Source organism: Vibrio sp. C8, assembly GCF_054051265.1.
In genome coordinates this window covers 61,196-86,640 of sequence record NZ_JBPAOE010000049.1, presented here as the reverse complement: position 1 = coordinate 86,640, position 25,445 = coordinate 61,196, and the positions used below count along the sequence as shown (strand labels likewise).

Below are 25,445 nucleotides of genomic sequence, written 5' to 3'. Positions count from 1 at the left end.
TCAGTGGCGAAACTTTAAATGGCTCACCACTGACAGATTATTTTCTCTTCTCCAGTGCTCCCACTAAGTAACGCTCACTGTCTGTTTGGCGTTTCGCTAAACTCTTTCTGTAACCAAGATTTTAGGGTGACGACATTTTCGTTGCGCAGTTTTTCTGGTCTACATACGAAGAAAAACTCCTGATGCGGGTTATTCACTGGTGTGCCGATTTCGACCAACATGCCGTGTTTAATATCATCGCGAACAAACAAGCGATGAGTGACCAAGACACCCAGCTTGCGAATCGCGGCTTGTACCGCATGAATGGAGGCGATGAAGTTAAGGTTCTTGTTTTGCTTAGGCACGGGAAGTGTATTTCCTTCGCACCAAACACTCCAGTCATGTTTTCTGCGCAAGTTTTCAGCATAAATGGCAGGGTAATGTGCTAGAAGATCAGCTGCGGAGGGGCTTGCTTCAAACGAATCCAGCAATTCAGGGCTGCATACTAACAGCAATTCATCGTCACCGAGCTTTTCACAATAGTAATCTTGCCACTCGTCAGTTTTGCCATGAAGGATCGCGACATCTACACCTTCTTGGTTTAAGTCAAATGAACCAATTAAGTTGGAAAGTCGAATATCGACGTTGGGTGCATATTGTTGGAAGTTATCGACTCGTGGCACCCACCAGTGCATCGCCAGTGAGTTGACCATATTCACCGTAATTCGGTTTGACTGAGGTTGTTGAGTGACCGATTCCGTCGCTGTGATAATTGCCTTTAATGCAGGAGCTATGTCGTTGTAGTACCTCTGACCTATGGCATTAAGCTGAACCTGTCTGCCAATTCTCTGAAACAGTGGTTGGCCAATCAATGATTCAAGATTTTTAACAGCTTGGCTGATTGCAGAATGGCTTACGCTAAGTAAATTAGCCGCTTCAGTCATGCTACCCGTCTCAGCGACAGCGACAAATGCGTAAAGAGATTTGAGTGGTGGTCGTCTATTCATATGTAAGTTTATCTAACAGGTTTGTTTAAATATATTCGTTTTTTTCTTTGTTGTCATTGCTCTACTATGAGCCGGTCAATAGGGGAAGATTATGTTGTTAAAAAATCGCGCTGTACCTTATATGCTCATTTCAACATTCAGTATGTCGTTAACTGGGCTTGTATTAAAAAAACTTACCGAAATGATGGGGATTGAACTTCTAACATTTCTACGATTCTTTATGCCTGCATTATTGCTTTTTGCCATCGTGGGGGTTTCCAGATTACCTTTACCACCTCGCTCGGTCATTAAAGCATTGATCATTCGGGGTCTGTGTATAGCGGCATGTCAACTTTGCTTTATCGCGTCACTGAACACTCTGTCTCTTGTAGAGACAAGCGTGTTGTTTGCAACTGGCCCTATATTTATCGCCGTTTTGGAAAAGCTGATTTTTAAAGTAAAAATTAAGACTGAAACAAAGTTTGGCCTAGTTGCCACTTTCGCTGGGGTTTTAATGTTGGCAGGGGATGTATCTGGAATTCAGTTCCGACCAGAATTACTCATTGGCTTGGGTGCTGGCTTGTTCAATGCAGGATCGCAAGTAAGTTTATTTCGCGCCAGCAAAGGTGAGGTTAAAGCGTCAGTGCTCAATAGCTGGACATTTCTCATCGCAGCGGTAAGCGTGCTTCCTTTGGCGTTTATCTTTGGGTTATCTGATCTTGATACTCAGATACTGCTGGAGCCTCAAAATAACGTATTTGTATGGGTATGTTTATTGGGTCTTTCAGTCACCGTTGTAGGGAATCAAATTTTACGTTCGAAAGCGTACAAGCTGGTGGAAAGCAGCTCTCAGCTTGCGCCACTTATTTTCACCAATTTGTTGTTTACGATGATTTGGCAGGTTCTGTTTTTTGATGAAAGTTTTACCAAACATCAGGTAGTCGGAATAGCGCTGATTGTGTTTGCAGCACTGATGAACACCTTTGCAGCCAGACTGTTTAAGTATTTTTCTTATATCAAAGCTCATCTTGTCTAGATGATTTCAACTGCAACTTAAAGAGGCGCTATTTCACTGAAATAACGCCTTTTTTATATAGTTCTGAAGGCAATTTTCCAACCAGTCAGTTTGCATCCCAATCATGAAGAATGTTTTAAAATTAGGGTGTTGCAAACCTGTCATTTCGCTGACTTAGCGATCTATTTTTTGACAAAATACTCATAACTGTGACTACTATTAGAAATAATTTAACAAAAGTATTTTAACAAGCGTTGATTGGTGTAACGTTAGTCCGAACCATGCACTCGGTATAGAAAGTGACAGGTTAGGCGTTTGGATATTTTGCAGGTTGGCGGTGCGCTAACTTCGCAAATTGATTTTCAAGGATGTTATCAAGCTAATGCGAATATTGATTGTAGAGGATGACCGATTAATCAGTGAATCACTTGAGCAACGATTTCACGATCTTGGGCATGGCGTAGACTGTGCGTATGATGGTGCTGTTGCCTATTCACTGGTTTGTCATACTCAATACGATTTGATTATTTTAGATTTAAATCTCCCTAATCGATCTGGTGAAGAAATTACCAAAAAGATTCGACAACGCTCAAACACTCCGATTTTGATACTGACTGCACGAAAAGAGGTTCACGATCGTATCAACTTGCTTGATCTCGGCGCTGATGATTTTTTAAGTAAACCGTTTGACTTAGGGGAGCTAGAGGCTCGCTGCCGCAGTATTGTTCGTCGTAGCCAAGGTAACGACCACAATGTAATTGAGTTAGGGAACCTAAGTTTTGATTCTGCTACTGCAACAGTACTGGTGAACGGTGAAAGTATAAAACTCAAACAGCGTGAATATCGCTTACTCGAAGTGTTTATTAGCCACCCAAACCGAGTGTTGAGCAAAGAGGAAATCATCGACCACTTATACGGTTACGACAATCCTCCCAATCATAACGCCATCGAAACTTATGTTGGTCGATTACGTAAAGCACTAGCTAGCAGCAATGTAGAGATTAAAACTCTACGTGGTCTGGGTTATGTGTTGGCTGTGCAATCATAATGTTTGGTCTATCCATTTCAACACGTTCGCTTCGCTTCCAACTGTTTGCTTATTCTGCAAGCGCGTTGCTGTTTATTGGCTTGATTTCAATGCTGGCGGTAAAGCGTTATGCGTATGAAACGGCTCAATTGATCTTTGATAGTCCTCTGGCAAACACCGCACTACAAATTCTGGAAGAAGTGAGACTTGAAGGTGATGAGTTGAGTGTTGATTTGCCATTTTCCGCATTTAGTGGGCTTGCTGATTCACAGCGAGACAAAGTTTTTTATTTGATAACGACCAGGCAAAAAGAATATGTGACCGGATACGAGTTCTTACTGAACGAAGATGTTGTTACCTCGCAAATCGATTCGAACCCTCTTAGATTGGAAGTTGTGCCTCATTTCTTTGATTTAAAGTTTAAACAACAGCATGTACGCTTTTCCTTAGTTGGTCGTGTTATTAATACCAGACAAGGACCGCATCATGTCTATGTGTTGGTTGGACAAACGACAGAAGCTAGGAAGGAATGGGAGCAACAATTGTCGAGTGCGGCAATTCAGCTCATTATTGGAGTCGTAATCTGTACTGTTATCGTCATTATTATTTTGATCATCCAGGTCTTGAAGCCAATTAAAAGTATCAATAGAAAAATTTCCCAGCGATCAAACATTGACCTGACGCCAATAGAAGTGGAGGGACCAGAAGAAGTGATGCATCTGGTCAATACGATAAATAGCTTTATGTATCAATTGGATGAAACCTTAGTTAACTTGAAAAATTTTACCAGTGAAGCGGCGCATCAGTTGAAAACACCGCTTGCGGGAATGAGATCTCAGGTTGAACTGATATTGAGTCGGGACAGTTCTCCTCAGACGGCTCAATCGTTAAAACGCGTTTTAGAAGCATGCGGTATTTTGGAACGTACAATCGAACAACTTTTGAATCATGCCACTATCAAACACCGTTTTCGTAGCATAGAGCCCACGAATATCAACATTAACAAACTTGTACAGTCTGTATGTAGAGAGCTTGCTATCAATGCTCTAAAAAGGAATATAAGTCTAAGCTTCCAGCAAGACGGAAAGTATCAAATTAAAGGGGATGAATTTGCGTTGAAACAAATGTTATCCAACTTAATAGAAAATGCGATTAAGTATTCGCCAGATGATAGTGTCGTAGAAGCTGAAGTGGCTCTACGAGGAACGAAAGCCATTATCTTGATAAGAGACTTTGGTATCGGAATTAAAGATAAAGATAAACCACATGTATTTAAGCGGTTTTACCGAACATCTGAAAATAAGCACTCGGGTACTGGCTTAGGAATGAGCATTGCCGCTGATGTGGCTGAAAAGTATCACGCTCGGTTGATGTTGCGAGACACTGAGCCGCGAGGATTAACTGTCGAAATACAATTTCCCTACCGGAAATGGGAGGAAATTCAATGAGTAAATTTCGGTCTGTATGTTTATTTGTAGTGTTTTTGTTCGGCGTTTCGAATGCTTACGCGATCAGTGATTCACCTAAAACGCTCCGCATCTTTGGTGCTGCTTATCAGGAGGAGATGCAACCCTTGCTTGACGATTTCTCTATACGTAACCCCAACATAGAGATTGAATATCGTTGGATGAGTAGTGAAGTTCTCGACAATTACATACGTGAGCAGAAAGAACCACAGCCCGATATCACTATTAGTTCTGTCATGCACTTACAGATTGGCTTAGTAAACGATGGTTATTCTCTCGAACACAAAAGAGAGATTAAAAGTGGCGAAAGTTATCCTCGTGCTTTACCCGAATGGAGCCAATGGCGGGATGAACTTTTTGGCTTTAGTTTTGAACCTGCGGTTATTGTGTTTAATCGTTCGTTTCTTGAGGGCAAACAAGTTCCTTCTAATCGTATTGAACTGTTGTCGTTTATTCGACGTCATAGTGATGAGCTTATGGGGAAAATTGGTCTCTACGATATTCGCACTGTAGGCATTGGGTATTTGTTGTGGGCTTTTGAACGTCAACAAGCGCGTAACTATGGGCAGTTTTTAGAGCTGTTCAACTACCATAATGCACGCACATTCGGTAGCTCACGAGCGATGTTGGATGCGCTAAGCAGAGGTGAGATTTCTATGGCCTATAACATCCTGGGTTCTTATGCACGCAGTTGGCAAAAGCTGAACGATAACGTCACCATCGCGACTATGAAGGATTACACACCCGTGATCATTCGAACCGCACTGATTAATAAGACGACTGAGAACCAACTCGAAGCAAAAAGATTCATTGATTATCTGCTTTCTTCTTCTGGCCAGTGGGTGATGGCTGAACAAACGAACATGCCATCGATACGTTCTGATATTAATATCGTCAATTCAGCTTCCTATATGCGGGAACAATATGCTGAAGAGCTGAAACCTATGCCATTAGATGTTCGTCTGCTGGTATTTACAGACAAAAGTAAGCGTCAGATAGTGACTACTGAATGGGAGAACGCGCTGAAAAACTATGACTGACATTACGTTAAGTGATTTTGCTGTATGATGAGTCAGTGATTTGACAGGTTCATTTTGTAGCTTGATACCACCACTTTTGGGACTTGAAAGTGGAAATAATGGTAAAGGAGCTAAAAATGACACAATCTCAATACATTCCTTGCATGCTTATCCGCGGCGGTACTTCAAAAGGTGCCTATTTTCTCGCAAGTGACCTTCCTCAATCACCAGAAGCTAGAGATCAATTGCTGATCAAAATTATGGGTTCTGGCGATATACAGCAAATCAACGGTATAGGTGGTGGTACAACTTTAACCAGTAAAGTTGCGATCATTTCGTCATCCCAATCTAGTGACGCTGAAATAGACTATCTCTTTGCTCAGGTAGGCGTTGAAAATAAAACCGTTGATACCAAACCGTCCTGCGGAAACATACTCTCCGGTGTTATCGCGTTCGCTTCAGAAAAAGGCTTAGTTAAACTGAATGACGGTTCGACGACGATACGCGTTAAAAATATCAACACCAATACTATTATTGAAGTAACAGCAGAAACGCCGAATAAGAAACTCAAAATTGATGGTACCACTTCAATTGATGGAGTACCGGGTACAGGGTCGCCAGTATTACTCAACTTTTTAGATGTCGGTGGATCAAAAACGGGCAAGTTATTTCCAACAGGGCTTCTTAAACAAGACATCAACGGTATTGAAGTTACTTGTATTGATGCCGCCGTTCCCATGGTTCATATCCCAGCCAGTGCCCTAGGCTTAGTTGGTAACGAAACCAAACTGGAGATAGACAGCAACGCTGAGTTACTCAAAAAGATTGAGTCAATTCGTATCATAGCCGGTGAAAAAATGGGTTTAGGGGATGTTAGCGGCAGCGTTATTCCAAAAGTCGCTATTGTTTCTCCTCCTCATGGTGTCGGTAGCATCACTTCTCGTTATCTGGTTCCGCATAACTGTCATGCAAGCCATGCTGTTACTGGCGCTATCTGTGTCGGTGCGGCAAGTTTGATTGAAGGAACGGTGACTCATCAGCAAGCTAAAGTTCCTTCGTCTACGGTAGTCATTGAACATCCAAGCGGAAAAATTGATGTAAAAATCACTTTGATTGAAGGGGAGTTTGAGCCTGTTATAGCTCAAGCGGCGTTGGTCAGAACGGCAAGACCACTATTCAAAGGGGATGTTTACGTTGCTTAGATTATGCAAGTTGCATCTTATCAACCTAGGGTAAGTTGAGACCTATGTAGCAAAAATGTTAATGGTGTGTGCATGTGTCAGTTTGGTGACAGTTTGGATTCTTACGGTATACACATCGCAATGACGCGATTGACATTAAATACTGCCAAAAGAGTTTTAGGAGGCGCTATGCTGCTTAACCATAAATTTAACAAAACAATGTTACAAGTCAGCCGCCATATCACATTCGCTGCCTTAACAACATTCTGTGTAACATCACAAGTGAATGCAAAACCGGTGAGTTTTGAAGGTGAACGAATTGAAATGACCGTACCTTATAAGGAAGGCGGTGGTACGGACACTTGGGCACGCTTCTTCGGCCCTTACATGACGCAATCTCTTCCTGGCGAGCCTGTTGTTATGATTAAAAACATACCTGGTGGTGGCTCAACCAAAGGAGCAAACCAGTTCGCACGCCGCGCACAAGACAACGGTTTGGACATCTTAGCTAGCTCTGCTTCAACTCACTATACCTATTTACTCAATGATCGCCGTGTTAAATATGACTATAACGATTGGAAAGCGGTACTTGCAACGCCAACGGGCGGGGTCGTTTATATCTCATCGAACGAAGGGATTAACAATGCTGAACAGTTCGCGCAAAATCTAGACAAACTTCAATTTAAGTATGCGAGCCAAGGGGCAACAACCATTGATTTAGTTCCACTTTTAGCCCTCGACCTAATTGGTGCTGATGTACAAGCTGTTTTCGGTATGAAAGGGCGTGGCGCAGGTAGACTTGCGTTTGAAAGAGGCGAAGTAAATCTCGATTCTCAAACAAGCTCAGCTTACTTGAAAAAGGTGCTCCCACTTGTTGAAGAAGGTAAGGCTGTCCCTTTGTTTAGTTTCGGTGTGATCGATGAGAAAGGTAAGCTGCAACGCGATCCAAATTTCCCAGATATTCCTCATTTTGGTGAAGTTTATCAACTTGTAAAAGGCGATATAGAAACCTCACAAGGATTTAAAGTTTGGCGTTCGTTCTTTGTGGCTGGTTTCGTTGCTCAAAAAGTGTTCTTCCTACCAAAATCAACACCAGAAGATATCCAGATAGCTTGGCGCGATTCAATGACCAAACTTGTAGAAGATCCTGCTTTTCTAGATCGAGCTGAAGAGGTTCTAGGTAACTATAAACAGCTCACCGGAAACGAAGCGGATCAAGCGGTTGATGCCATCCTTTCTCTGGACGAAGAGAGCAAAAAGTGGGTTGCTAAGTGGTTGAAAGATAAATACAACACCAACCTCTAATGTTGATGCTCTCACCGTACAACGCAAAATAATATCTAACATCGCACTGATATAACAAGCAGTGCGATGCTCAGATTCACCTTAGCGCAATGTGAATATATAAGGATTCAAGGATGTTTAGTGAATTACTTACCGCTTTGCAGACAATTTTAACATTACATCACCTTACCTATATGCTCGGTGGTGTCATGTTGGGGCTAGCAATAGGTATTTTCCCAGGATTGGGAGGAATAGCCGGTTTATCTTTATTGCTACCATTCTTGTATGGAATGGACCCCGTGTCTGCTTTAGCAATGCTAGTAGGCCTAGTTGCGGTTATCCCAACTTCAGACACTTTTACTTCAGTATTGATGGGGATACCCGGGTCTAGTGGGTCGCAAGCGACTGTGCTAGACGGTTTCCCAATGGCTAAAAATGGTCAAGCAGCACGCGCACTCTCTGCTGCGTTTACTGCTTCGTTATTTGGCGGCTTGTTTGGTGCCGTTGTCCTAACAGGTTTTGTTCTCATCGCGCGACCGGTGATTCTTGCTTTTGGTTCCGGTGAGCTGTTTATGCTAACACTGCTTGGATTAACCATGGTTGGTTCATTAGCAGGAAAAAGTTTGGTCAAAGGTCTGTCTGCATGTGGGCTTGGAATCCTGTTAGGAAGTGTCGGTAGTGCACCCGCTACTGGTGAATACCGAATGACATTTGAAAACTTCTATTTGATGGATGGAATACCTTTAGTTGTTGTAGGCCTTGGTATTTTTGCTTTGCCCGAGATAATTGACCTGCTACGTCAAAACAAACCGATAGCGAATGCCAGCAAATTGGGATCAGGCTGGCTAACAGGGGTCAAGGATTTCTTTGAAAACAAATGGCTAGCTCTGCGTTGTAGTGTGATCGGCTGTATTATTGGTGCACTTCCTGGTTTAGGAGGAAGTGTTGTCGACTGGATTGCTTATGGGCACGCTGTTCAAACCACGAAAGATAAACCTAATTTTGGCCATGGTGATGTAAGAGGTGTTCTTGCACCAGAGTCATCCAATAATGCTAAAGAGGGTGGCGGCTTAGTGCCAACGCTGCTATTTGGCATTCCCGGTTCAGGTAGTATGGCGGTATTCCTTGGCGGAATGGTGCTGGTTGGACTAGAGCCAGGTCCTGCGATGGTGGGTAATGACCTGCACATTACTTATACGATTGTATGGTCGCTTGCGTTAGCCAACATTTTTGGCGCGGCAGCGTGTATGCTTATCTCTCCTTGGGTAGCAAGACTCACAACCGTTCGATATGCGCTCTTAGCACCTTTCATGGTGATGGTTATTTGCTTTGCAGCATTCCAAGCGACTCGTGACTTGGCGGATTTAGTAACGTTGTTGGCTATCGGTGTTCTTGGTGTATTGATGAAAAGATTTGACTGGCCTCGACCTGCTTTTCTCATCGGTTTTGTACTCGCATCAGGAATGGAAACTTATTTATACCAAGCAATTCAGTTTGACGGCGTAGGATTTTTGCTTCGTCCTGGAGTGATGATAATCGGTGCAATTACTATCTTGTCGCTCGTATTCATGATTCGCCAGAATATGAAAAAGGAAAATTCAGTAGATGCAGATACTGTTGGTAAAACGCAGCAAACATATAAAGCACCTACTCGTAAACCTCAAGTGCTGTTTGCTGTCTTAGTTAATATTGTCTTCGCATATGGGATTTATGACGGTTACCAACATAGCTTCTTAGGCGGCATTTTCCCCATCTTTGTTGCTAGTGGTATGTGGCTACTGTCTGCAATTGTTGTGGTACAACTTCTTACTCGCCCAGATGACTCTGCGGTTTGCTACGACAATGAATATGTACAGGGATACGCATACGACAGTAATACTGCGTCGATTATGCACTACGTATACTGGATTGCAGCACTTATCTTAGGTAGCTATTTAGTTGGCTACATTATCGCTATTTCTTTGTTTTTCTGTGCGTTCTTAATGAACAAGGCGGGGATGAGTCTGTGGCGCTCATTGACTGTGACAACTGCGGCATCAGGTTTTCTACTTGGGCTGACTCACCTAATGATGCTTGATCTGCCTTCAGGCATACTACAAGAAACTGTTTCGCTACCATGGCCGTTAGGGTAAGGAGAGCAAAATGTCAGTAAAATCAATTATTATGCCATTTGCGTCAAAAGAAGATGGCGAACAGCGCCTAGAAGGGGCATTGAATGTCGCAAGATTCTTTGACGCTCATTTGGATGTTTTACATGCTCAAGTGGGAACAGAGAAGTTGATGCCCAGTGAGAAGCTGTTAGTTACAAGAAAATTTTACGATCAGATAGACAAGCTTGTTCGCGATTATGTTCATGATGACATGGTGCAAGCAAAACAAAGTTTCGAACGTTTATGTGCACTGCTAAACATTGGTGATGAAGTCGTTGGTTCGAACAAGTCGAGTGCCAAATGGCACGACATTTTTGGTTACAGAGGCGAAATCGTTGCAGTTTGGGGGAAAGTATCAGATTTGATTATTATTCCCCAATCTCTTAACGGTCAAACCAGTGTAAGTTTTGAGGCTGCGGTTAACCATGGAGGCAAACCTATTCTGGTTATGCCTCGCAAGCAAACATTCTTTAATCCAGAAACGATTATGATTGCATGGAATGGTGATAAACCCGGTGCGAATGCAGTAAATAGTGCACTTCCGCTACTGAAAAAAGCCAAACAAGTCGTGGTGGTAACGAGTGAAAAATATCTACCAAAGCAACCAACTCAAGTGGACTTAGCTCGTTATATGGCTCGTCATAACATTGATGTAGAGTGCATAACATTCACTCATAAAAGTAGAAATACTGGTTCTCAGTTGTTGGAAGTCGCGTCTGAAATTAATGCCGATGTTATTGTTTCAGGTGCTTTTGCTCACCAAAAAATACATCAGAAAGTATTTGGTGGTGTGACGCAAAAACTATTGATGCGCTCAAATATTCCTTTATGGATGATGAGTTAATTTTGAATTTGTCAGCTTAACGACAGGTTTAGATGTTATTTTAAGATTATGGCTGGTTAGCGATTAATTCGTCCGCCCAAGAAAAGTTTCAAGGTTCCTTATCTCCGACCTTGTTAAGCTAACCAGCCTACTTATTCCTATCTTTCACTTTCAAACGTATTCAAATTTTGGAAAAGAATGAATCACATCCGTTATCTTGGTAGTCTAGTTTAGTAAGAGTGAATTGTTCATCTCTATTAATAGGGTGCATTTATGATTAGCTGTGGTAACTACGACTACATAGAGATAGTCTGTTTGTTCAAGTATCCGATTGAAATTACTTTAAAATCAGGAGACGTTGTTTCTGGCAAATCGCTGGATACAGTGAAAAACAATCTCGGAGAAGAATGTATAAAATTGTTCATTCAAGACAGTGAGCTATTAGTGGTATTGGATTCAATCGCTAAGATGAAAGTCACAATGGATAATCCTCATTTCCAAGAAGTGGCATTTGATTGAACGGCACTTCCAATAGGGAGTTCCAACAGTGAATAGTTGCCATTTCGATGAAGGAGATACAGTGCAAGACGCGCAAGAACTGACAGGCGGACGAGAGTCAATATATCGAGTGGGTGATAGAGTTTATCGTCCACTTCAGCCTTGGAGTTCAACAATACATAGCCTCCTCAATCATCTACAAGCAGCCGGTTTAACTGAGTCGCCTAAGTTTATTGGTATCGATGGTGACCAAGAGATTTTGAGTTTCGTCGTCGGCGACACGTACAACTATCCGTTAACCAATGCTATTGCGAGCACGGAAGGTCTGGTATCCGCAGCTAAGCTGCTGCGAAAAATTCATGATGCTTCAGTGGAATTGGTGGAGCAGGGTGATCTATCGAATTTTTCTTGGATGCTACCTCCTCAGGAACCCTACGAGGTCATATGTCATGGTGACTTCGCCCCCTATAATGTCGCGCTATCAGGCAATTCAGTAACAGGCGTTTTTGATTTCGACACAGCACACCCAGCGCCTAGAGTGTGGGATCTCGCGTATTCAATCTACTGTTGGGCGCCTTTTAAGACCAACAGTGACGACAAGCTCGGCACGCTAGAAGAACAAATATCAAGGGCAAAGTTGTTCTGCGACAGCTATGGAACTTCCGAAGAGCAGAAAAAACAAATTCCCGATTTCATGGTTAAACGGCTAAACGCTCTTGTTGACTTTATGCGTCAGGAAGCTAACAAAGGTAATCAACAGTTTTGTGAGAATATTGATCAAGGCCACCTTAAATCCTATCTACGAGACATAGAATACATCGAATCCAATAAACCCAAGATTCTTTCAGGGCTATGTAACTAATTGGTTACCTCAGTAGACGGCTAACATATGGCAAGAGCAAAAACAAAAGAAGAACTGATCTCTCAAGCAGAACAAAACTTTTCTAAGCTTTGGAACTACATCGACTCGTTGACTGCGCTGGCGTTGAATACGGAATTTAATTTTTCCGGTGACCCGAACAAGAAAGAGCAGCACTGGGAGCGCGATCGTAACCTGAGAGACGTTTTGATCCATCTTTATGAGTGGCATCAGCTATTAATAAAGTGGATTGATTCTAACAAGCTTGGCCAAAAAGCAGATTTTCTCCCTGAACCCTACAACTGGAAAACGTACGGCGAACTGAATGTAGAGTTTTGGAAGAAACACCAAACCACTGAGCTATCTGATGCAAGAAAGCTGGTTACCACAAGCCATCAAGCTGCTCTTGAACGAGTATTGAGTTTTTCTGATCAGGAGCTATTTACTAAGCAGTTTTTTAATTGGACTGGATCTACAACCCTTGGAAGTTACTGTGTTTCAGCAATGCCAAGCCACTACGACTGGGCTTTGAAAAAACTAAGGGCTCATGTTAAGCAGCTTTCTCAGCAATAAACAATTCTGTTAGCAAATCAATAGAGTTTAGTCTGTTGCTGTTAGTGTTTCTTGTAGGGAGCTCGATGCATTTGAAACATCAGAAAACACAGAGTTTCTGGCAATAAAAAACCAGCGTTTCGGCTGGCTTGATAATTCGTTTTATTGAGCCGTTTTGACTCGAATCTTACTTTTAGCAACGCTGGTAAGATTAAGGGCAGCAATCGCAGATTTAGCTTCTGAAACGTCTGGCATTTCGACGAAAGCAAAACCTTTTGAGATACCCGTTTCTTGATCTAAAACGAGAGTGCATTCAGTGACCGTTCCGTGTTCTGAGAATAGTTTACGAATGTCTTGTTCTGTCGTTGTACGAGCAAGGTTGCGTACTAATAGTTTCATAGTTGTCCGTTAATATGGGAGTGACAGCATGGATTGTCTCAATAAAGACTGTTGTCACCAAGCGATAGTTTAGCTTTACCTTAAAATAGTTTAATGTAGAGCAACTAAGTGCATAGTATTTTGTTCTTTTGGAGCTTCCGACACCAATACTGATGTCTGGTGTTATTGATAAAAACACAACCACCGTGTTTAGCTATCTAGCTTAATCCTCATTTTCGGTGACTTTGTGTTATTGGAGGAATATGGAAAAGTTAGCTAATGAAATTTGGATATTTAACGGTGAACCTGTTCAATTCTTCGGTCTGCCTTATTCCACTCGTATGACCGTTGTTCGTTTGTCCAACGGTGATCTCTGGGTGCATAGCCCGATCAAACTGTCTGAATCAATCAAAGGTCAGGTAGAAGCACTTGGCTGCGTGAAGTACTTAATAGCCCCTAATCATCTACACCACTTGTTCTTGCCTGAGTGGATTTCGGCGTATCCAGAGGTTCAAGTGTTTGGAACCAATGAAGTAATTAAAAAGCGCAGTGATATTACTTTTCATGGTTCATTGAATCATCAGCAAAGCTGGGTTTGGGAAGACGATATCGAGCAAGAGTTATTTTCGGGTTCTCCCTTGATGGAAGAGTGTGTGTTTTTTCACAAAGTCTCTGGGACTTTAATCGTGACCGATTTGGTAGAAAATTTTTCAGGACATAGCTTTAATTATTGGCAAAGATTGGCAGCAAAGGGCGCTGGAATCCTTGCTCCTAACGGCAAAACACCCCTGGATTGGCGTTTAAGTTTTATGTTCGGCAAACGAGATGCACGTACACATCTTGATAGGTTATTGAGTTGGGACACCAAGGCTTTAGTTATGGCACATGGTGAAATTGTCACAGAAAATACCGATGAGTTTTTAACTAGGTCTTTTAAGTGGCTGATATAGAGAAGTGAGAAGTTACCTGCGAACACCTGTTGGAAAGGTATAGTCTCGCATTTTGTTACGCTATTTTAGTTCAATGGCTTTTTAGCTTGGTTTAGTATCGAAGCGTCAATTATTCCTCAGAGGCTAAAAATGAAAAAATCGGTAATGACATTGACTTTAACCCTTGCTCTGGTTGGTTGTGATGATGCGAGTAAGGTGATCGACCAAGCTCAAGAGGTCGCAAATAAAGCCGTGGATACTTTGCAACTGCAAGCTCAGTCAATCGATCTCAGCAGTCTGAATCTTGAGGTTTTCGGAGATGCTGCCCAAAGAGCTAAAGAGTTTACTCAATCAATCGATACGCTTATGAAAACCGAGCTGGGCGACCAAGAGGCAATCCGCAACGTGACTGAGCAGATTTCCAACTCATATTATTGCTTGGTTGAAGTTTCCTCTCAGGAGACGGCGGAGAATCTACTGGACAAGATTGTTTCTTCAGTAAAGAACGACCAAATGCTAGCCATCATCGAAAAAGGTGTTGGTAAAGCCAATTCAGTTAAAGAGTGTGTGATTTAACCACTTACCGTTTACGTAAAAATATCAACGAAACCCAATATATTGCTCTCTGTTGAGTGAGGTGTTGGGTTTCGTTTTTATTTTAAAATGACTATCATCAGTTTAATTTTGTCAAATTTGCAAAAATGTTTTGTCCGTTCGTTGATTAATCAGCTCCTAGTTCACTGTTAGAATCTTCCAATAAAAGTATTCACTTATCCAACCGAGGAACTTATGACTGACGCATTGTTTCAACCGATTCAAGTAGGTCGTTTTCAATTAGCGAACCGTATTGTTATGCCTCCGATGACTCGCTCACGAGCAAGCCAGCCAAACGATGTGGCCAACGATTTAATGGCTAAGTACTACGCACAACGCGCTAGTGCTGGTTTGATTGTGAGTGAAGGTACTCAAATAGCGCCAAACGCAAAAGGGTACGCATGGACTCCGGGTATCTACAGTGACGAACAAGTGGCAGGTTGGAAGAAGGTAACGGATGCAGTACATGCGAAAGGCGGTATTATTTTCGCCCAGCTTTGGCATGTGGGGCGTGTCACTCATCCTGACAACATTAACGGCGAGCAACCAATATCTTCTTCTGCTATTAAAGCTGAAGGTGTGAAAGTGTTTGTTGATAACGGCACTGATGAGCCAGGTTTCGTTGATACGGCAATGCCTCGTGAAATGACTCAAGATGATATTGAACTTGTGATTAAGCAGTTCCACCAAGCTGCAAAGAATGCGCTGTTGGCAGGCTTTGACGGTATCGAACTTCACGCGGCTAATGGCTATTTGGTCAATCAATTTATTGACTCTGAATCAAACAATCGTACCGATATGTACGGTGGTAGCCTTGAAAATCGCCTGCGTTTCCTTGATGAAGTGGTAGCGACATTATGTGATGCCATTGGTTCTGACCGCGTCGGTGTGCGTCTTGCTCCGTTAACAACCCTAAACGGTACGGTTGATGCGAACCCTGAAGAAACCTATGTGGCAGCAGCGAAAGTTCTCAATAAACACGGAATCGCATACTTACATATTGCAGAAGCTGACTGGGACGACGCACCGTTAATGCCAGTAGCGTTTAAACAGGCGTTACGCGAAGCCTTTACTGGCACTTTGATCTACGCTGGCAAATACAATGTTGAGAAAGCGCTTTTGGCTTTAGATTCAGGTTTAGCAGATATGGTTGCGTTCGGTCGCCCGTATGTATCAAACCCAGATCTGTCTGAGCGCATTAAAAATGGTCAACCTTGGGCAGCCCATGATCCTAATACTTTATTTGGCGGTGCAGAAAAAGGGTTAACGGATTATCCAAATTTTGCTGAATAAAGATAAGTTGAAACGAAAATAAAACCTCTTAACTGAGGTTTTATTTTGTGTGAGATTTGTTGCCAAGATTCTCGAATACTGCCATGTTTGATGTTTATTTCGACCGTAACAAGGGACGTTAATGAAATTTGAAATCACGACTGCACGTTCTGAGTATGCCAACCAGATAGCAACGTTAACGAAAGAACTCGGTTATACAGCAAATACGAAAGACACAGAAACTTGGTTAACGCAATTGAGTCGTTCACCTCTGCATTGTGTTTATATCGCAGTAGTCGATAACCAAGTATACGGTTGGCTGGTGGTTGAGAAACGAATGTTCTTAGAGTCTGGCACCAAAGCTGAAATCACGGGGTTGGTAGTAGGTAAACAAAATCGATGTCTTGGTATCGCGCAAGCGTTGGTGCGAGCTGCACAAGAGTGGGCTATTGAGCAGGGATTAGAGACAATGGTTGTGAGATCCAATGTTGAAAGAGAGGAATCGCATCTGTTCTATCCCAAAGTGGGATTTGAAAGAAGTAAGACAACCCATGTCTATATTAAGTCTTTGCAATAGAATAAATGGAAAAAGCACCAACCATTCAGCTAGTGCTTTTAGGTTTGAGTATTGCTCCTAGGCTGTGGTTGCCAAAGCCGGCTGTTCAGATTCTTCGACCTCTTCTTTTATTGAGCGAACTTCAACAAGATCTTGAGTCAGTTTGAGAACTTTACTGGTGTTCAACAAGATCTCTTGATTAAGTTCAGGGTGCTCATTCAAAGTAACGCCATATGAAGGGATCATCCGTTTGATCTTTTGTTGCCACTCTTCAGTTGCCATTTGTTCTGCAAAGCAACGTTGCAGTAACTCAAGCATCACCGCCGCTGACACAGATGCACCAGGCGAAGCACCCAGAAGTGCAGTTAAGCTTCCGTCCGCTGCGTGAACGAGTTCAGAACCAAGATGCAATTCGCCGCTTTTACCTGCCACTTTTTTGATGATTTGTACGCGTTGCCCAGCTTGCCACAACGACCAATCTTCAGTTTTAGCGGTAGGAAAAAACTCTCTCAACGCTTTCATTCGATCTTCATTGCTTTGCAGCAGTTCGCCAACAAGGTATTTGATCAAATCAAAGCTTTTTAAACCGACTTGAGTCATTGGAATCAAGTTTGATGGCGTCACCGAACCGAACAAATCAAGCAGCGATCCTTGTTTTAAAAACTTACTAGAGAAGCTAGCGAAAGGCCCGAAAAGTACCACTTCTTTACCATCGATGAAACGAGTGTCCATGTGTGGAACAGACATAGGTGGCGCACCTACAGCTGCTTTTCCATACACTTTTGCACGATGCTGTTTTACGATTTCAGGGTTTTCGGTCACAAGGAACTGACCGCCCACAGGGAAACCACCATATTGGCGAGATTCAGGGATACCAGATTTTTGCAGCAATGTCAGAGAAGCACCACCAGCGCCGATAAAGACATACTTAGTGTGTACGGTACGAACACTGTTGTTGTCTAAATTCTTGACGGTGATCTTCCAAGTACCGTCAGACTGACGGTGCAACGTTTTTACTTCATGTTTTGTGTTCAACGTGAAGTTTTCATTCTGGTTTAAAATATCGACCATATGGTGAGTAAGCGCACCAAAATTCACATCTGTACCAAAACGAGAACGTGTTGCAGCAACAGGTTGGTTTTCGTCACGATCTTGAATGAGCAATGGCGCCCATGACTTAATCTGCTCTCTGTCTTCTGAGTAAACCATCCCATCGAAAAGTGGTGAGCTGCGCAGAGTATTATAACGCTTGCGAAGGAAGTCTACGTTGTTCTCACCAGTGACAAAACTCATATGGGGAACACTGTTGATAAAGGTACTAGGATCGCGGATTAAACCTTGTTCTACCAAATACGCCCAAAATTGACGGGAAAGTTGAAATTGTTCGTAGATATCTAACGCTTTACCCATAGTCACTTCGCCATCGGAAGTCTGAGGGGTGTAGTTTGACTCAGCTAAAGAGGAATGGCCTGTTCCGGCATTGTTCCATCCATTGGAGCTCTCTTCTGCGACCTTATCAAGTCGCTCAAACATGTTGATACTCCAATTAGGTTCTAATTGTTGGATAAAAGTACCGAGCGTTGCGCTCATAATACCACCACCGATTAAAACCACATCGACCAGTTTTTCTGCAGCATTAGAACTAAGCTGGCTGAATCCTTTATGACCAGTTACGTTACTCATTTTGGGGCTAAATCTCTCTAAATCGCAAACATTACAAGTGTTTAACTATCTTTAGTTTTCTACAGTCACCGACACTGAATGCTCGATATTTTAGTTGTATATTAGCTTTGAGCATTGTCTGTAGAAAAACTCCCGATTTTGGATGTTTCTGTAGTAAGTAAACAACCAAAACAGGGTTGAATGTTACACAATTTTATAAATATTTTTAACAACAATTTAATCTAATCTATAAATATTCATTGGAAAAACGAGTAATACCCAGATGTTTTTAAGGGGTAACATGCTTAAAAGGTGCACTGTTCGGTTTGTTTACATACAAATCATGTAACAATAACAACCTAACAATGATGTAATAATCCAACAAAATGAAAAACTGTAATTGTGATGAAGTTTGAACTCTTGGGATGTACTGATTATTCTGTCAGTTGATGTTTGTATAGAGCGTCAAGTGTTCATCTATCTAGAGGGTTTTTAGTTAATTTCACAAAATAGGATGGTTCGCCTTTTTCCTACATTCCCCTAAACTATATCCCGATACTGCACTAATGAGTGAATTGTTAACATGCTCAATAATTCAATAAATATGTCCTTGGTAGAGCATGGTTTTTAGCACTTTATTTCACTCGAATATGAAAAAATGCCCACATTGTAAGAACGATACTTTACATGTGAAAAAATACGCCGTTGATATGCATGCATTGGAATGTAGTCACTGTGGGGCTCGAGGACCTCAGTCAAATATAGACGAGCTACCAGTGATGATGGCATCTGTGTCTGGATATAACCTACTTAGGACGGTGATCGATGAGTCTCCAGATGTGATTTTTATAAAAAATTGGCAAGGGGATTTTTTACTCTGTAATGAAGCTTTGGCTAATTTGTATGGCACAACACCTGAGCAAATGGTAGGTAAAACGGATGCTGACTTTAACGACAACGTAGAGCAAGTTGCTTCCTATGAGCAAAGCGCTCGTGAAGTTTTAGAGTCAGGGAAAACAACAACTACCATAGAAATGTCTACTCATACTGAAACTGGTGATATTCGTTACTTCCAATCTGTTAAAAAACCAATACTCGGTCCGGAAGGAAGCAACAAGCTACTATTGGTTATCGCACATGACATCACTGAGCTAAAAAATGCCTATCAATCGGTTGAAGAAAGTGAAAAACGTTATAACTTTGCAATGGAAGCTTCAAATGTTGGCATTTGGGATTGGAACATTGTCGATAACAAAGTTCATCACAATAGCAAGTGGTGTGACATTCTGGGCTTAGAAAGCAATATGCGTATCCACGACATGTCGGTGCTAGAGAAATTCATTCATCCCAATGACGCAGAAAGAATGATGATGGCGGTTGGCAAGGCATTGGAAGTTGATGGTCTATACGATAGTGAACATCGAATGGTACGTACCAATGGTGAAGTTTTATGGGTCCATGACCGCGGGCGTGTGGTGGAATACGATAGGAATGGCAAGCCTATGCGCATGGTTGGAAGCTTTAGTGACATTACCCTTAACAAACGCTTTGAACGTCAATTAGAAAGGACATCAAAAGAGTTAGAACGAAATAATGAGACTCTGGAACAGATTGTTCAGGAGCGTACGGAAGCGCTTGAACTAGCAGTAAAAGAGCTAGAAAGCATAGCAACAAAAGATCAGTTAACAGGTTTAGGTAATCGCTTAATGCTTGAACAGTGGTTGGCGATGCAAAATCGGAATCAGGAACTTGTCTCTATTCTGATCGATCTTGATCGGTTTAAATCGATTAACGATAGATTTGGTCATCAGGTCGGTGATGAAGTATTAGCAGCAGCTAGTACATGTTTGTCTGATATTCGTGAAAGTGACTTACTTATTCGATGGGGCGGTGAGGAGTTTCTTATCTTGTTAACCAACGTCACCATTGAACAAGCTTGCATGATTGCGGAAAATTTGAGAACTAATTTGCAGAATGCGAATATGTTGCCGGTGAATGAACAAGTGACTGCTAGCTTTGGTGTCTGCGCTAGACCGTTCAATAAAGCTGAGTTTGAAAACGCTATTCAACAGTCAGATGAAGCTTTGTATCAAGCTAAGAAAGCTGGTAGAAATCAAGTTAAAGTTTACAGATTAACTCAATTAGATATTATTTCTGATAGTTGAGATATACGGTAACTATACATGCAATGAGTCTACTTATACTCAGTCATTAAGGAAGAAAAATGTTTAGTCATATTATGGTTGGCTCCAACGATATTGAAAAATCAAAAGCGTTTTATGACGCGATTCTAAGTGTTTTAGGTTATCCGCATGGCGTTATTGATGCGAAAGGCCGCTGTTTATACATCAACTCACATGGTGTGTTGGGTTTGACTAAGCCTATTAACGGAGAAGCCGCTACACATGGTAACGGTATGACTATCGGCTTTAAAGTTGATAGTGCTGAGCTGGTAGATGCGTGGCATGCAGCAGGTATCGAAAATGGTGGTGTTACGTGTGAAGATCCACCGGGATTGCGCGTAAGTGCCGAAAGAAAGCTATATCTGGCTTACCTTCGAGATCCATCCGGAAATAAGCTTTGTGCCGCGCACTATTTATAATAGTATTAGCTAGAAATTATTAGTCAAAGAAGTGGCTCGCGCCGTTTAACTCGCGAGCCATTTTTATTCGGTTTTTGAGTTGCGGTATTTATGTAACAGATCCCAAGGAATATGACACAAGTAGTGATCTTCTTGGACTCGGGTTAAGCGATGTTGATGCTCGTCATCACTAGGGACAAAGTTAGTCAAAGGTAACACTTCAACCGCTATCTTTTTTGAGTCAGTTCGTGAGGTAATATACTGATTTGCTTTATCTAAATGAGATGGGTCATCGCTATATATGCCCGTGCGGTACTTTAAACCTATGTCATGACCTTGTTGATTAACACTGTAAGGGTCAATGATCTCAAAAAGATGTTCAACTAACTGTTCAACTGAAAGCATCGTTTCGTCAAATTGAACTCGAACGCATTCTGCATATCCGTCATATTCAGTTTGGGTTGAGTGAGTGGTGCCATTGGCACGCCCTGCTAAGGTATCAATAACGCCGGGAACATACTTAATGAACTCCTGAACTCCCCAAAGGCAGCCACCTGCTAAGTAGATTTGTTGCATAGAAAAATGACTAAGCCTTAACCGGATGAAAGTAGTTATTCTTAATTTGTACTTGAGCCGAATAGTTTGTGCAAAGTAGTTCTAGAAGACGTTTTACTTGATCTGCAAGCTCTGAGTAGACGCTGCCTGCTGAACACTTTTTAAGATTGGTGAAGTAGTAGCCAGACCATGTCACAAGATAATCACCTAACATCTCTTTGACGTGTTGTTCTTGTTCATCTTCGATCAGCATACCCAAAATGATTAGCATCAGGCCGATATGGTCTTCTGGATCGGTTGTCTCTTCACGAAGCCCTAAACCGCAGTGTTCAATGAAGTCGCAGTATTTTTTATGTGCTTGACCAAAGAGAATCGACTCTCTATCCAGATACATAGAAGACCAAGGAGGAGCTGGCATATCATCATTCATGGTGAATAAGCGGTCGTGTTCGCTTTGCAACGCTTGTTGATTGGTAAACTTAAAGCTGTTCAAAACCTGATTCACTTCTTGAATCGGTGTTTCAACTTCGTCTTCCTCAAAGTAAGTTCCAAAAGGGAATTGGTTAAAATCTCTGGGAGGGTAGTAAAAGAGAGCACCAAAAAGCTTACAAACAATAGCTAATTCAGGTCGAGAGAGATTTTTTAGTTCCACGGCATTACCTTTATAAATTCCTTTTTCTGTTAATAGGCTAGGCCTTGTTTAACAGCTCTTAACTTCGTTGAATATATCACTATATGGTGTTTTATTGCGACACGTTTCATTTTGATGTGACATTAATTGGTACTAAGGTTTATTTTTTTATCAGTCGTTTTTGGTTGAAAAAGTGAGAGCAACTTAAAACAAATAACGGGAAGGAAGGAAATTTAGATTAGTGAGTTAAGTCAGGGTTAAATTATGGAGAAGAAAGCAAGCCGAGGGATATCCATATCCCCAAAGCTTAATGACACTTAGTTTGTTTCTTTTGCGTTGAATTGATAGTCCACATCAACGATAGCGCGGTATTGAATGTCGCCGTTGCTGTTTGCAAACTCTTCAACAGTTACTTCAGATTGACCAACATTGATATTCTTAACCAATGTGTATGATTGCACTGGAAGCTTGAAGCGAAGTTGAGATTGCTCCATCGTTTTAACTGAATCTGAAAGGTCGAAACCCGCATTGTAAGCTTCAGCTTTAGAGCTGTAAGTGTCAGTTTTAAAAGTTGCGTTGTCACTTACAGTCGTAGTTGAAGCGAACGCTGATGAAGCAAGTAATAAACCTGTTGTAAGGATAATTGTGTTTTTCATGATAAATGCCCTTTGAATTCTGAATTTTATAAGTTGTTTAAATGTGTTGATTAACGTGATTCTTTTGCGTTGAAGTGGTAATCCACATCTACGATAGCGCGGTATTGAACTTCGCCACGTACTAGTGCGAACTCTTCAACTTTTACTTCAGTGTTATCGATGCTGATGTTGTTTACATTTTGGTAAGCGCTAACGGGTAGTTGGATACGTAGTTCGGTTTGGCTCATGTCTGATAGATTTTGAGCAACATTTAATCCCGCATTCAACGCCTCTGCTTCAGTAGCAAAACTTGAAGTAGTTACAGTTGTATCGTTGTGAAGTGTCACGTTAGAAGCAAAAGCTGATGTTGATAAAAGTAGGCCTGCTGTTACGGTCATTAGTTTGTTCATAATATTTACCTTTGAAGAATAGACTTGATTGTTTCTTACGGAATGTCAGATTTGTCTGTCATTCGATGGGTGCATTATGAGCAATTATTTAAGTGTGATGAAGATCACTTTTGGCATTTTACTATGGACAAAATGGCACCAATAAAGGGGTTGAAATTTCAACCAATGATCTACTCGTCATTAAAATACTTTTCTTAAATAGTTTACAAACATTGGCTAACTGCGTGAGGGAAATATTTGTCGTACAAAAACGTACAAAAAATTCTTACCTATTGAATTTTAGTAAGAATTTTATTGAAAGATGAAGGGCGGGCGAGTCAATCGTTGAGGTAGGATTCCCAAACTGGTGGGGTTCCTATGGTGTCTTGAACGGTTTCAATGAAAAGTTTGACTAATGGCGGTGGATTACGATGTGAGTAAAGAGCGTACAGGCCACCAGTGAATGAGACCTGAAAATCAGGTAACAGTTTGATTAACCCTAAATCATCAATATTTTTGGTTAACATCATCTGTCCAACAATGACGTAGCCTAATCCTTCTTGAGCGGCATCCATTAACAGCTCAACTTCATTCACGCGGTAACGCCCTTGGGCATTAAGAGTGAACGATTCGTCTTCAGTTTCAGAGAAAAGTTTTACCTTGTCTAATGTAAAAGAACGGTTTGAATAGATAACCGAAGGAAGTGCCGCGAGTTGTTCTGGATTCTCTGGATAACCATGCTCTTCAATGAAGTCTTTCGACGCTAATATAGCCATTTTGTGGTCAGCAAGTTTCTTCGCTACAAGGTTGGAATCATCAGGAATGCCAATTCTAAATGCAATATCGAATCGGTCACTGATAAGGTCAACTTTCCTATCATCTAGAATGACTTCAATACTGACTTGCGAGTATTTTTTCAGGAATTTGACGACCGCTTTTTTAAGATAGGTTCGGCCAAATAGTTGAGTGCTAGAGAGCCTTAAAATGCCTCTAGGCTCTTCGTTAAAAGTATTCGCAAGATGATGAGTCTCATCGAGGGTATCTCGGATTTTTTGCGCTTGTTTAACGATTTCGAGTCCGGCGGTGGTAAATGATAATGAGCGAGTTGAGCGGTTCAAAAGTCGTAAACCTAACGAATCTTCTAGTTTTTTTATCTGCTTTGAAAGAACTGAGCGATCTATACCTCTAATGTCTGCGGCTTTGGCAAATGAGCCTTGTTGATGCACTTCTAAAAGCATGACGAGTCGGGTAGCTAGATCCATTGCTCAAAATTCCTGATAGTGAGTTCAGAGTTCTCAATTTCTTTGTATCTTAAAGATAGATTAACGGCCCGTTAAGGGCCGTTAAATATTCAAAGTATTCGAACCTTACACTAAGGTTTCTAACATTGCAGCATCGTATTCAACAAGTTCTTTATTTTGTTGTACACGAGTAACGTAGTCTGGGTTTGCAATGAATGGACGGCCAATAGCCAACAGGTCAAATTTGTTCGCATTAATTGCTTCAGCACCTGTTTCTGCATTGTATCCGCCAACCGCCATTAAGGTTTTAGAATATGTTTTGCGCATGTATTCAGATACTTTGCCGCCTAGAAAATCAAATTCCATGCTGTCGTCAAACATACCTTCGTGAAGGTAGGCTAAATCGCGCTTTTCTACTTCTTTAAGGAAGTAGTCGAACACCTGACGATCGCGTGCATCTGTAGCCATATGAGCATAACCAGCTGGTGAAACACGTAGACCGGTTAGTTCTTTACCTATTCGTGCAATTACAGCATCAATAACCGCAAGAGGGAAGCGAGACATATTCTCAGCTGTTTGACCAAATTCATCGGTTCTACGGTTAGTATCGTAATGTAGGAATTGGTCAATCAAGTAACCGTTAGCACCGTGAATTTCAACACCATCAAAACCTGCTTCAATCGCGTTTTGAGCAGCTTGTGCGTAGTCTTCAACCAGTTGTGCGATTTCTTCGCTCGTTGCTTCTTTAGGAACGGTGTAAACCAATTCACGCATACGAGGAACGGTTCCATCGAATGCTACAGCTGAAGGAGCCAATACATATTCACCACCCCAAAAATGTGGGTGAGCCACTCGGCCAGTATGCCATAGCTGAGCAAAGATCTTACCGCCATTAGCGTGTACAGCTTCTGTTACTTTTTTCCAGCCAGCAATTTGCGCATCATTGTAAAGTCCCGGAGTATTTGGATAGCCTTGACCGTCAGGACGAATAATGGTCGCTTCTGAAATGATCAAACCTGCGTCAGCACGTTTTGCGTAGTACTCAACCATTGCATCCGTCGGAACAAGGTTCGCGTCTGCCATACAACGAGTCAGAGGAGCCATTGCAATACGGTTTTTAAGTGTAATTTTGTCGTTGAGCTTATAGCTTTCAAATAGTGTTGTTGTCATTTTGATGTTCCTT

General features: G+C 41.7%; 26 protein-coding genes. 17 read left to right on the top strand and 9 right to left on the bottom strand.

All coding sequences use genetic code 11. The annotated features are described in order from the left end of the window. Window positions 1-74: 74 nt before the first annotated feature. Window positions 75-986, bottom strand: coding sequence for a LysR substrate-binding domain-containing protein (locus ACRQQK_RS17035; RefSeq protein WP_457513376.1), 912 nt, complete (start codon window positions 984-986; stop codon window positions 75-77). A 91-nt stretch (window positions 987-1,077) separates the two neighbouring features. Between ACRQQK_RS17035 and ACRQQK_RS17030 the strand changes: the two genes are divergently transcribed. From ACRQQK_RS17030 to ACRQQK_RS16980, 11 genes are all read left to right on the top strand, one after another. After that, complete coding sequence (locus tag ACRQQK_RS17030; RefSeq protein WP_457513374.1) at window positions 1,078-2,001, top strand: DMT family transporter; 924 nt, start codon at window positions 1,078-1,080, stop codon at window positions 1,999-2,001. 361 nt (window positions 2,002-2,362) lie between these two features. Then, a complete protein-coding gene (locus ACRQQK_RS17025; protein WP_102954488.1) occupies window positions 2,363-3,028 on the top strand; it encodes a response regulator transcription factor in 666 nt (221 codons plus the stop codon). After that, entirely contained in the window at window positions 3,028-4,455 is a 1,428-nt protein-coding gene (locus tag ACRQQK_RS17020) for a sensor histidine kinase (RefSeq protein WP_457513372.1), read from the top strand. The genes ACRQQK_RS17025 and ACRQQK_RS17020 overlap by 1 nt, the downstream gene beginning before the upstream one ends. Next, a complete protein-coding gene (locus ACRQQK_RS17015) occupies window positions 4,452-5,513 on the top strand; it encodes an ABC transporter substrate-binding protein (RefSeq protein ID WP_457513370.1) in 1,062 nt (353 codons plus the stop codon). Before ACRQQK_RS17020 ends, ACRQQK_RS17015 begins: the two co-directional genes overlap by 4 nt. Window positions 5,514-5,629: 116 nt before the next feature. After that, window positions 5,630-6,694 carry a 4-oxalomesaconate tautomerase gene (locus tag ACRQQK_RS17010; protein ID WP_457513368.1) on the top strand — a complete coding sequence of 355 codons (1,065 nt, stop codon included), beginning with the start codon at window positions 5,630-5,632 and terminating at the stop codon, window positions 6,692-6,694. 168 nt (window positions 6,695-6,862) lie between these two features. Then, on the top strand, window positions 6,863-7,978 hold the full coding sequence (locus tag ACRQQK_RS17005; protein WP_457513366.1) for a Bug family tripartite tricarboxylate transporter substrate binding protein: 1,116 nt from the start codon (window positions 6,863-6,865) through the stop codon (window positions 7,976-7,978). A 113-nt stretch (window positions 7,979-8,091) separates the two neighbouring features. Continuing rightward, window positions 8,092-10,089: a tripartite tricarboxylate transporter permease gene (locus tag ACRQQK_RS17000; RefSeq protein WP_457513364.1), complete on the top strand. Its 1,998-nt coding sequence runs from the start codon at window positions 8,092-8,094 to the stop codon at window positions 10,087-10,089. A 10-nt stretch (window positions 10,090-10,099) separates the two neighbouring features. Next, window positions 10,100-10,951, top strand: coding sequence for a universal stress protein (locus ACRQQK_RS16995; RefSeq protein WP_457513362.1), 852 nt, complete (start codon window positions 10,100-10,102; stop codon window positions 10,949-10,951). Between the two features lie 252 nt (window positions 10,952-11,203). Further along, window positions 11,204-11,449 (top strand): Rho-binding antiterminator, encoded by a 246-nt coding sequence (locus ACRQQK_RS16990; RefSeq protein WP_457513360.1) that lies wholly within the window; start codon window positions 11,204-11,206, stop codon window positions 11,447-11,449. Between the two features lie 61 nt (window positions 11,450-11,510). After that, window positions 11,511-12,290: a phosphotransferase enzyme family protein gene (locus ACRQQK_RS16985; RefSeq protein ID WP_457513358.1), complete on the top strand. Its 780-nt coding sequence runs from the start codon at window positions 11,511-11,513 to the stop codon at window positions 12,288-12,290. A gap of 27 nt (window positions 12,291-12,317) precedes the next feature. After that, on the top strand, window positions 12,318-12,860 hold the full coding sequence (locus ACRQQK_RS16980; RefSeq protein WP_457513356.1) for a ClbS/DfsB family four-helix bundle protein: 543 nt from the start codon (window positions 12,318-12,320) through the stop codon (window positions 12,858-12,860). A 141-nt stretch (window positions 12,861-13,001) separates the two neighbouring features. On the opposite strand, the gene ACRQQK_RS16975 is transcribed toward ACRQQK_RS16980, so the two are convergent. Next, entirely contained in the window at window positions 13,002-13,238 is a 237-nt protein-coding gene (locus ACRQQK_RS16975) for an RNA recognition motif domain-containing protein (protein ID WP_457513354.1), read from the bottom strand. 242 nt (window positions 13,239-13,480) lie between these two features. On the opposite strand from ACRQQK_RS16975, the gene ACRQQK_RS16970 reads away from it, so the two are divergent. The 4 genes from ACRQQK_RS16970 to ACRQQK_RS16955 all read left to right on the top strand — a co-directional run bounded on the left by ACRQQK_RS16970 (window position 13,481) and on the right by ACRQQK_RS16955 (window position 16,589). Next, entirely contained in the window at window positions 13,481-14,167 is a 687-nt protein-coding gene (locus tag ACRQQK_RS16970; RefSeq protein ID WP_457513353.1) for a DUF4336 domain-containing protein, read from the top strand. A gap of 129 nt (window positions 14,168-14,296) precedes the next feature. Then, window positions 14,297-14,722, top strand: coding sequence for a hypothetical protein (locus tag ACRQQK_RS16965; RefSeq protein ID WP_457513351.1), 426 nt, complete (start codon window positions 14,297-14,299; stop codon window positions 14,720-14,722). A gap of 213 nt (window positions 14,723-14,935) precedes the next feature. After that, the gene (locus ACRQQK_RS16960; protein ID WP_457513349.1) at window positions 14,936-16,033 is read left to right on the top strand and encodes an alkene reductase; all 1,098 of its coding nucleotides are present in this window, start codon (window positions 14,936-14,938) and stop codon (window positions 16,031-16,033) included. A gap of 121 nt (window positions 16,034-16,154) precedes the next feature. Next, window positions 16,155-16,589 (top strand): GNAT family N-acetyltransferase, encoded by a 435-nt coding sequence (locus tag ACRQQK_RS16955; protein ID WP_457513347.1) that lies wholly within the window; start codon window positions 16,155-16,157, stop codon window positions 16,587-16,589. A gap of 57 nt (window positions 16,590-16,646) precedes the next feature. Here the strand turns inward: ACRQQK_RS16955 and mqo are convergent, their stop codons facing one another. After that, the gene (gene mqo, locus ACRQQK_RS16950) at window positions 16,647-18,251 is read right to left on the bottom strand and encodes a malate dehydrogenase (quinone) (protein WP_457513345.1); all 1,605 of its coding nucleotides are present in this window, start codon (window positions 18,249-18,251) and stop codon (window positions 16,647-16,649) included. A 668-nt stretch (window positions 18,252-18,919) separates the two neighbouring features. On the opposite strand from mqo, the gene ACRQQK_RS16945 reads away from it, so the two are divergent. Together ACRQQK_RS16945 and ACRQQK_RS16940 are read left to right on the top strand one after the other, a co-directional pair. After that, a complete protein-coding gene (locus ACRQQK_RS16945; RefSeq protein WP_457513343.1) occupies window positions 18,920-20,395 on the top strand; it encodes a sensor domain-containing diguanylate cyclase in 1,476 nt (491 codons plus the stop codon). 59 nt (window positions 20,396-20,454) lie between these two features. After that, window positions 20,455-20,832 (top strand): VOC family protein, encoded by a 378-nt coding sequence (locus ACRQQK_RS16940; protein ID WP_457513341.1) that lies wholly within the window; start codon window positions 20,455-20,457, stop codon window positions 20,830-20,832. Between the two features lie 63 nt (window positions 20,833-20,895). Here the strand turns inward: ACRQQK_RS16940 and ACRQQK_RS16935 are convergent, their stop codons facing one another. The 6 genes from ACRQQK_RS16935 to ACRQQK_RS16910 form a co-directional block, all read right to left on the bottom strand. Beyond that, on the bottom strand, window positions 20,896-21,387 hold the full coding sequence (locus ACRQQK_RS16935; RefSeq protein ID WP_457513339.1) for a peptide-methionine (S)-S-oxide reductase: 492 nt from the start codon (window positions 21,385-21,387) through the stop codon (window positions 20,896-20,898). Window positions 21,388-21,397: 10 nt separating this feature from the next. After that, window positions 21,398-22,018, bottom strand: coding sequence for a TorD/DmsD family molecular chaperone (locus ACRQQK_RS16930; protein ID WP_457513337.1), 621 nt, complete (start codon window positions 22,016-22,018; stop codon window positions 21,398-21,400). Window positions 22,019-22,314: 296 nt separating this feature from the next. Continuing rightward, window positions 22,315-22,653: a DUF3316 domain-containing protein gene (locus ACRQQK_RS16925; protein ID WP_457513335.1), complete on the bottom strand. Its 339-nt coding sequence runs from the start codon at window positions 22,651-22,653 to the stop codon at window positions 22,315-22,317. Window positions 22,654-22,703: 50 nt separating this feature from the next. Then, window positions 22,704-23,042, bottom strand: coding sequence for a DUF3316 domain-containing protein (locus ACRQQK_RS16920; protein WP_457513333.1), 339 nt, complete (start codon window positions 23,040-23,042; stop codon window positions 22,704-22,706). A gap of 317 nt (window positions 23,043-23,359) precedes the next feature. After that, window positions 23,360-24,283, bottom strand: coding sequence for a LysR family transcriptional regulator (locus ACRQQK_RS16915; RefSeq protein WP_457513331.1), 924 nt, complete (start codon window positions 24,281-24,283; stop codon window positions 23,360-23,362). 105 nt (window positions 24,284-24,388) lie between these two features. After that, a complete protein-coding gene (locus ACRQQK_RS16910) occupies window positions 24,389-25,432 on the bottom strand; it encodes an alkene reductase (protein WP_457513329.1) in 1,044 nt (347 codons plus the stop codon). Between the last annotated feature and the right edge of the window lie 13 nt (window positions 25,433-25,445).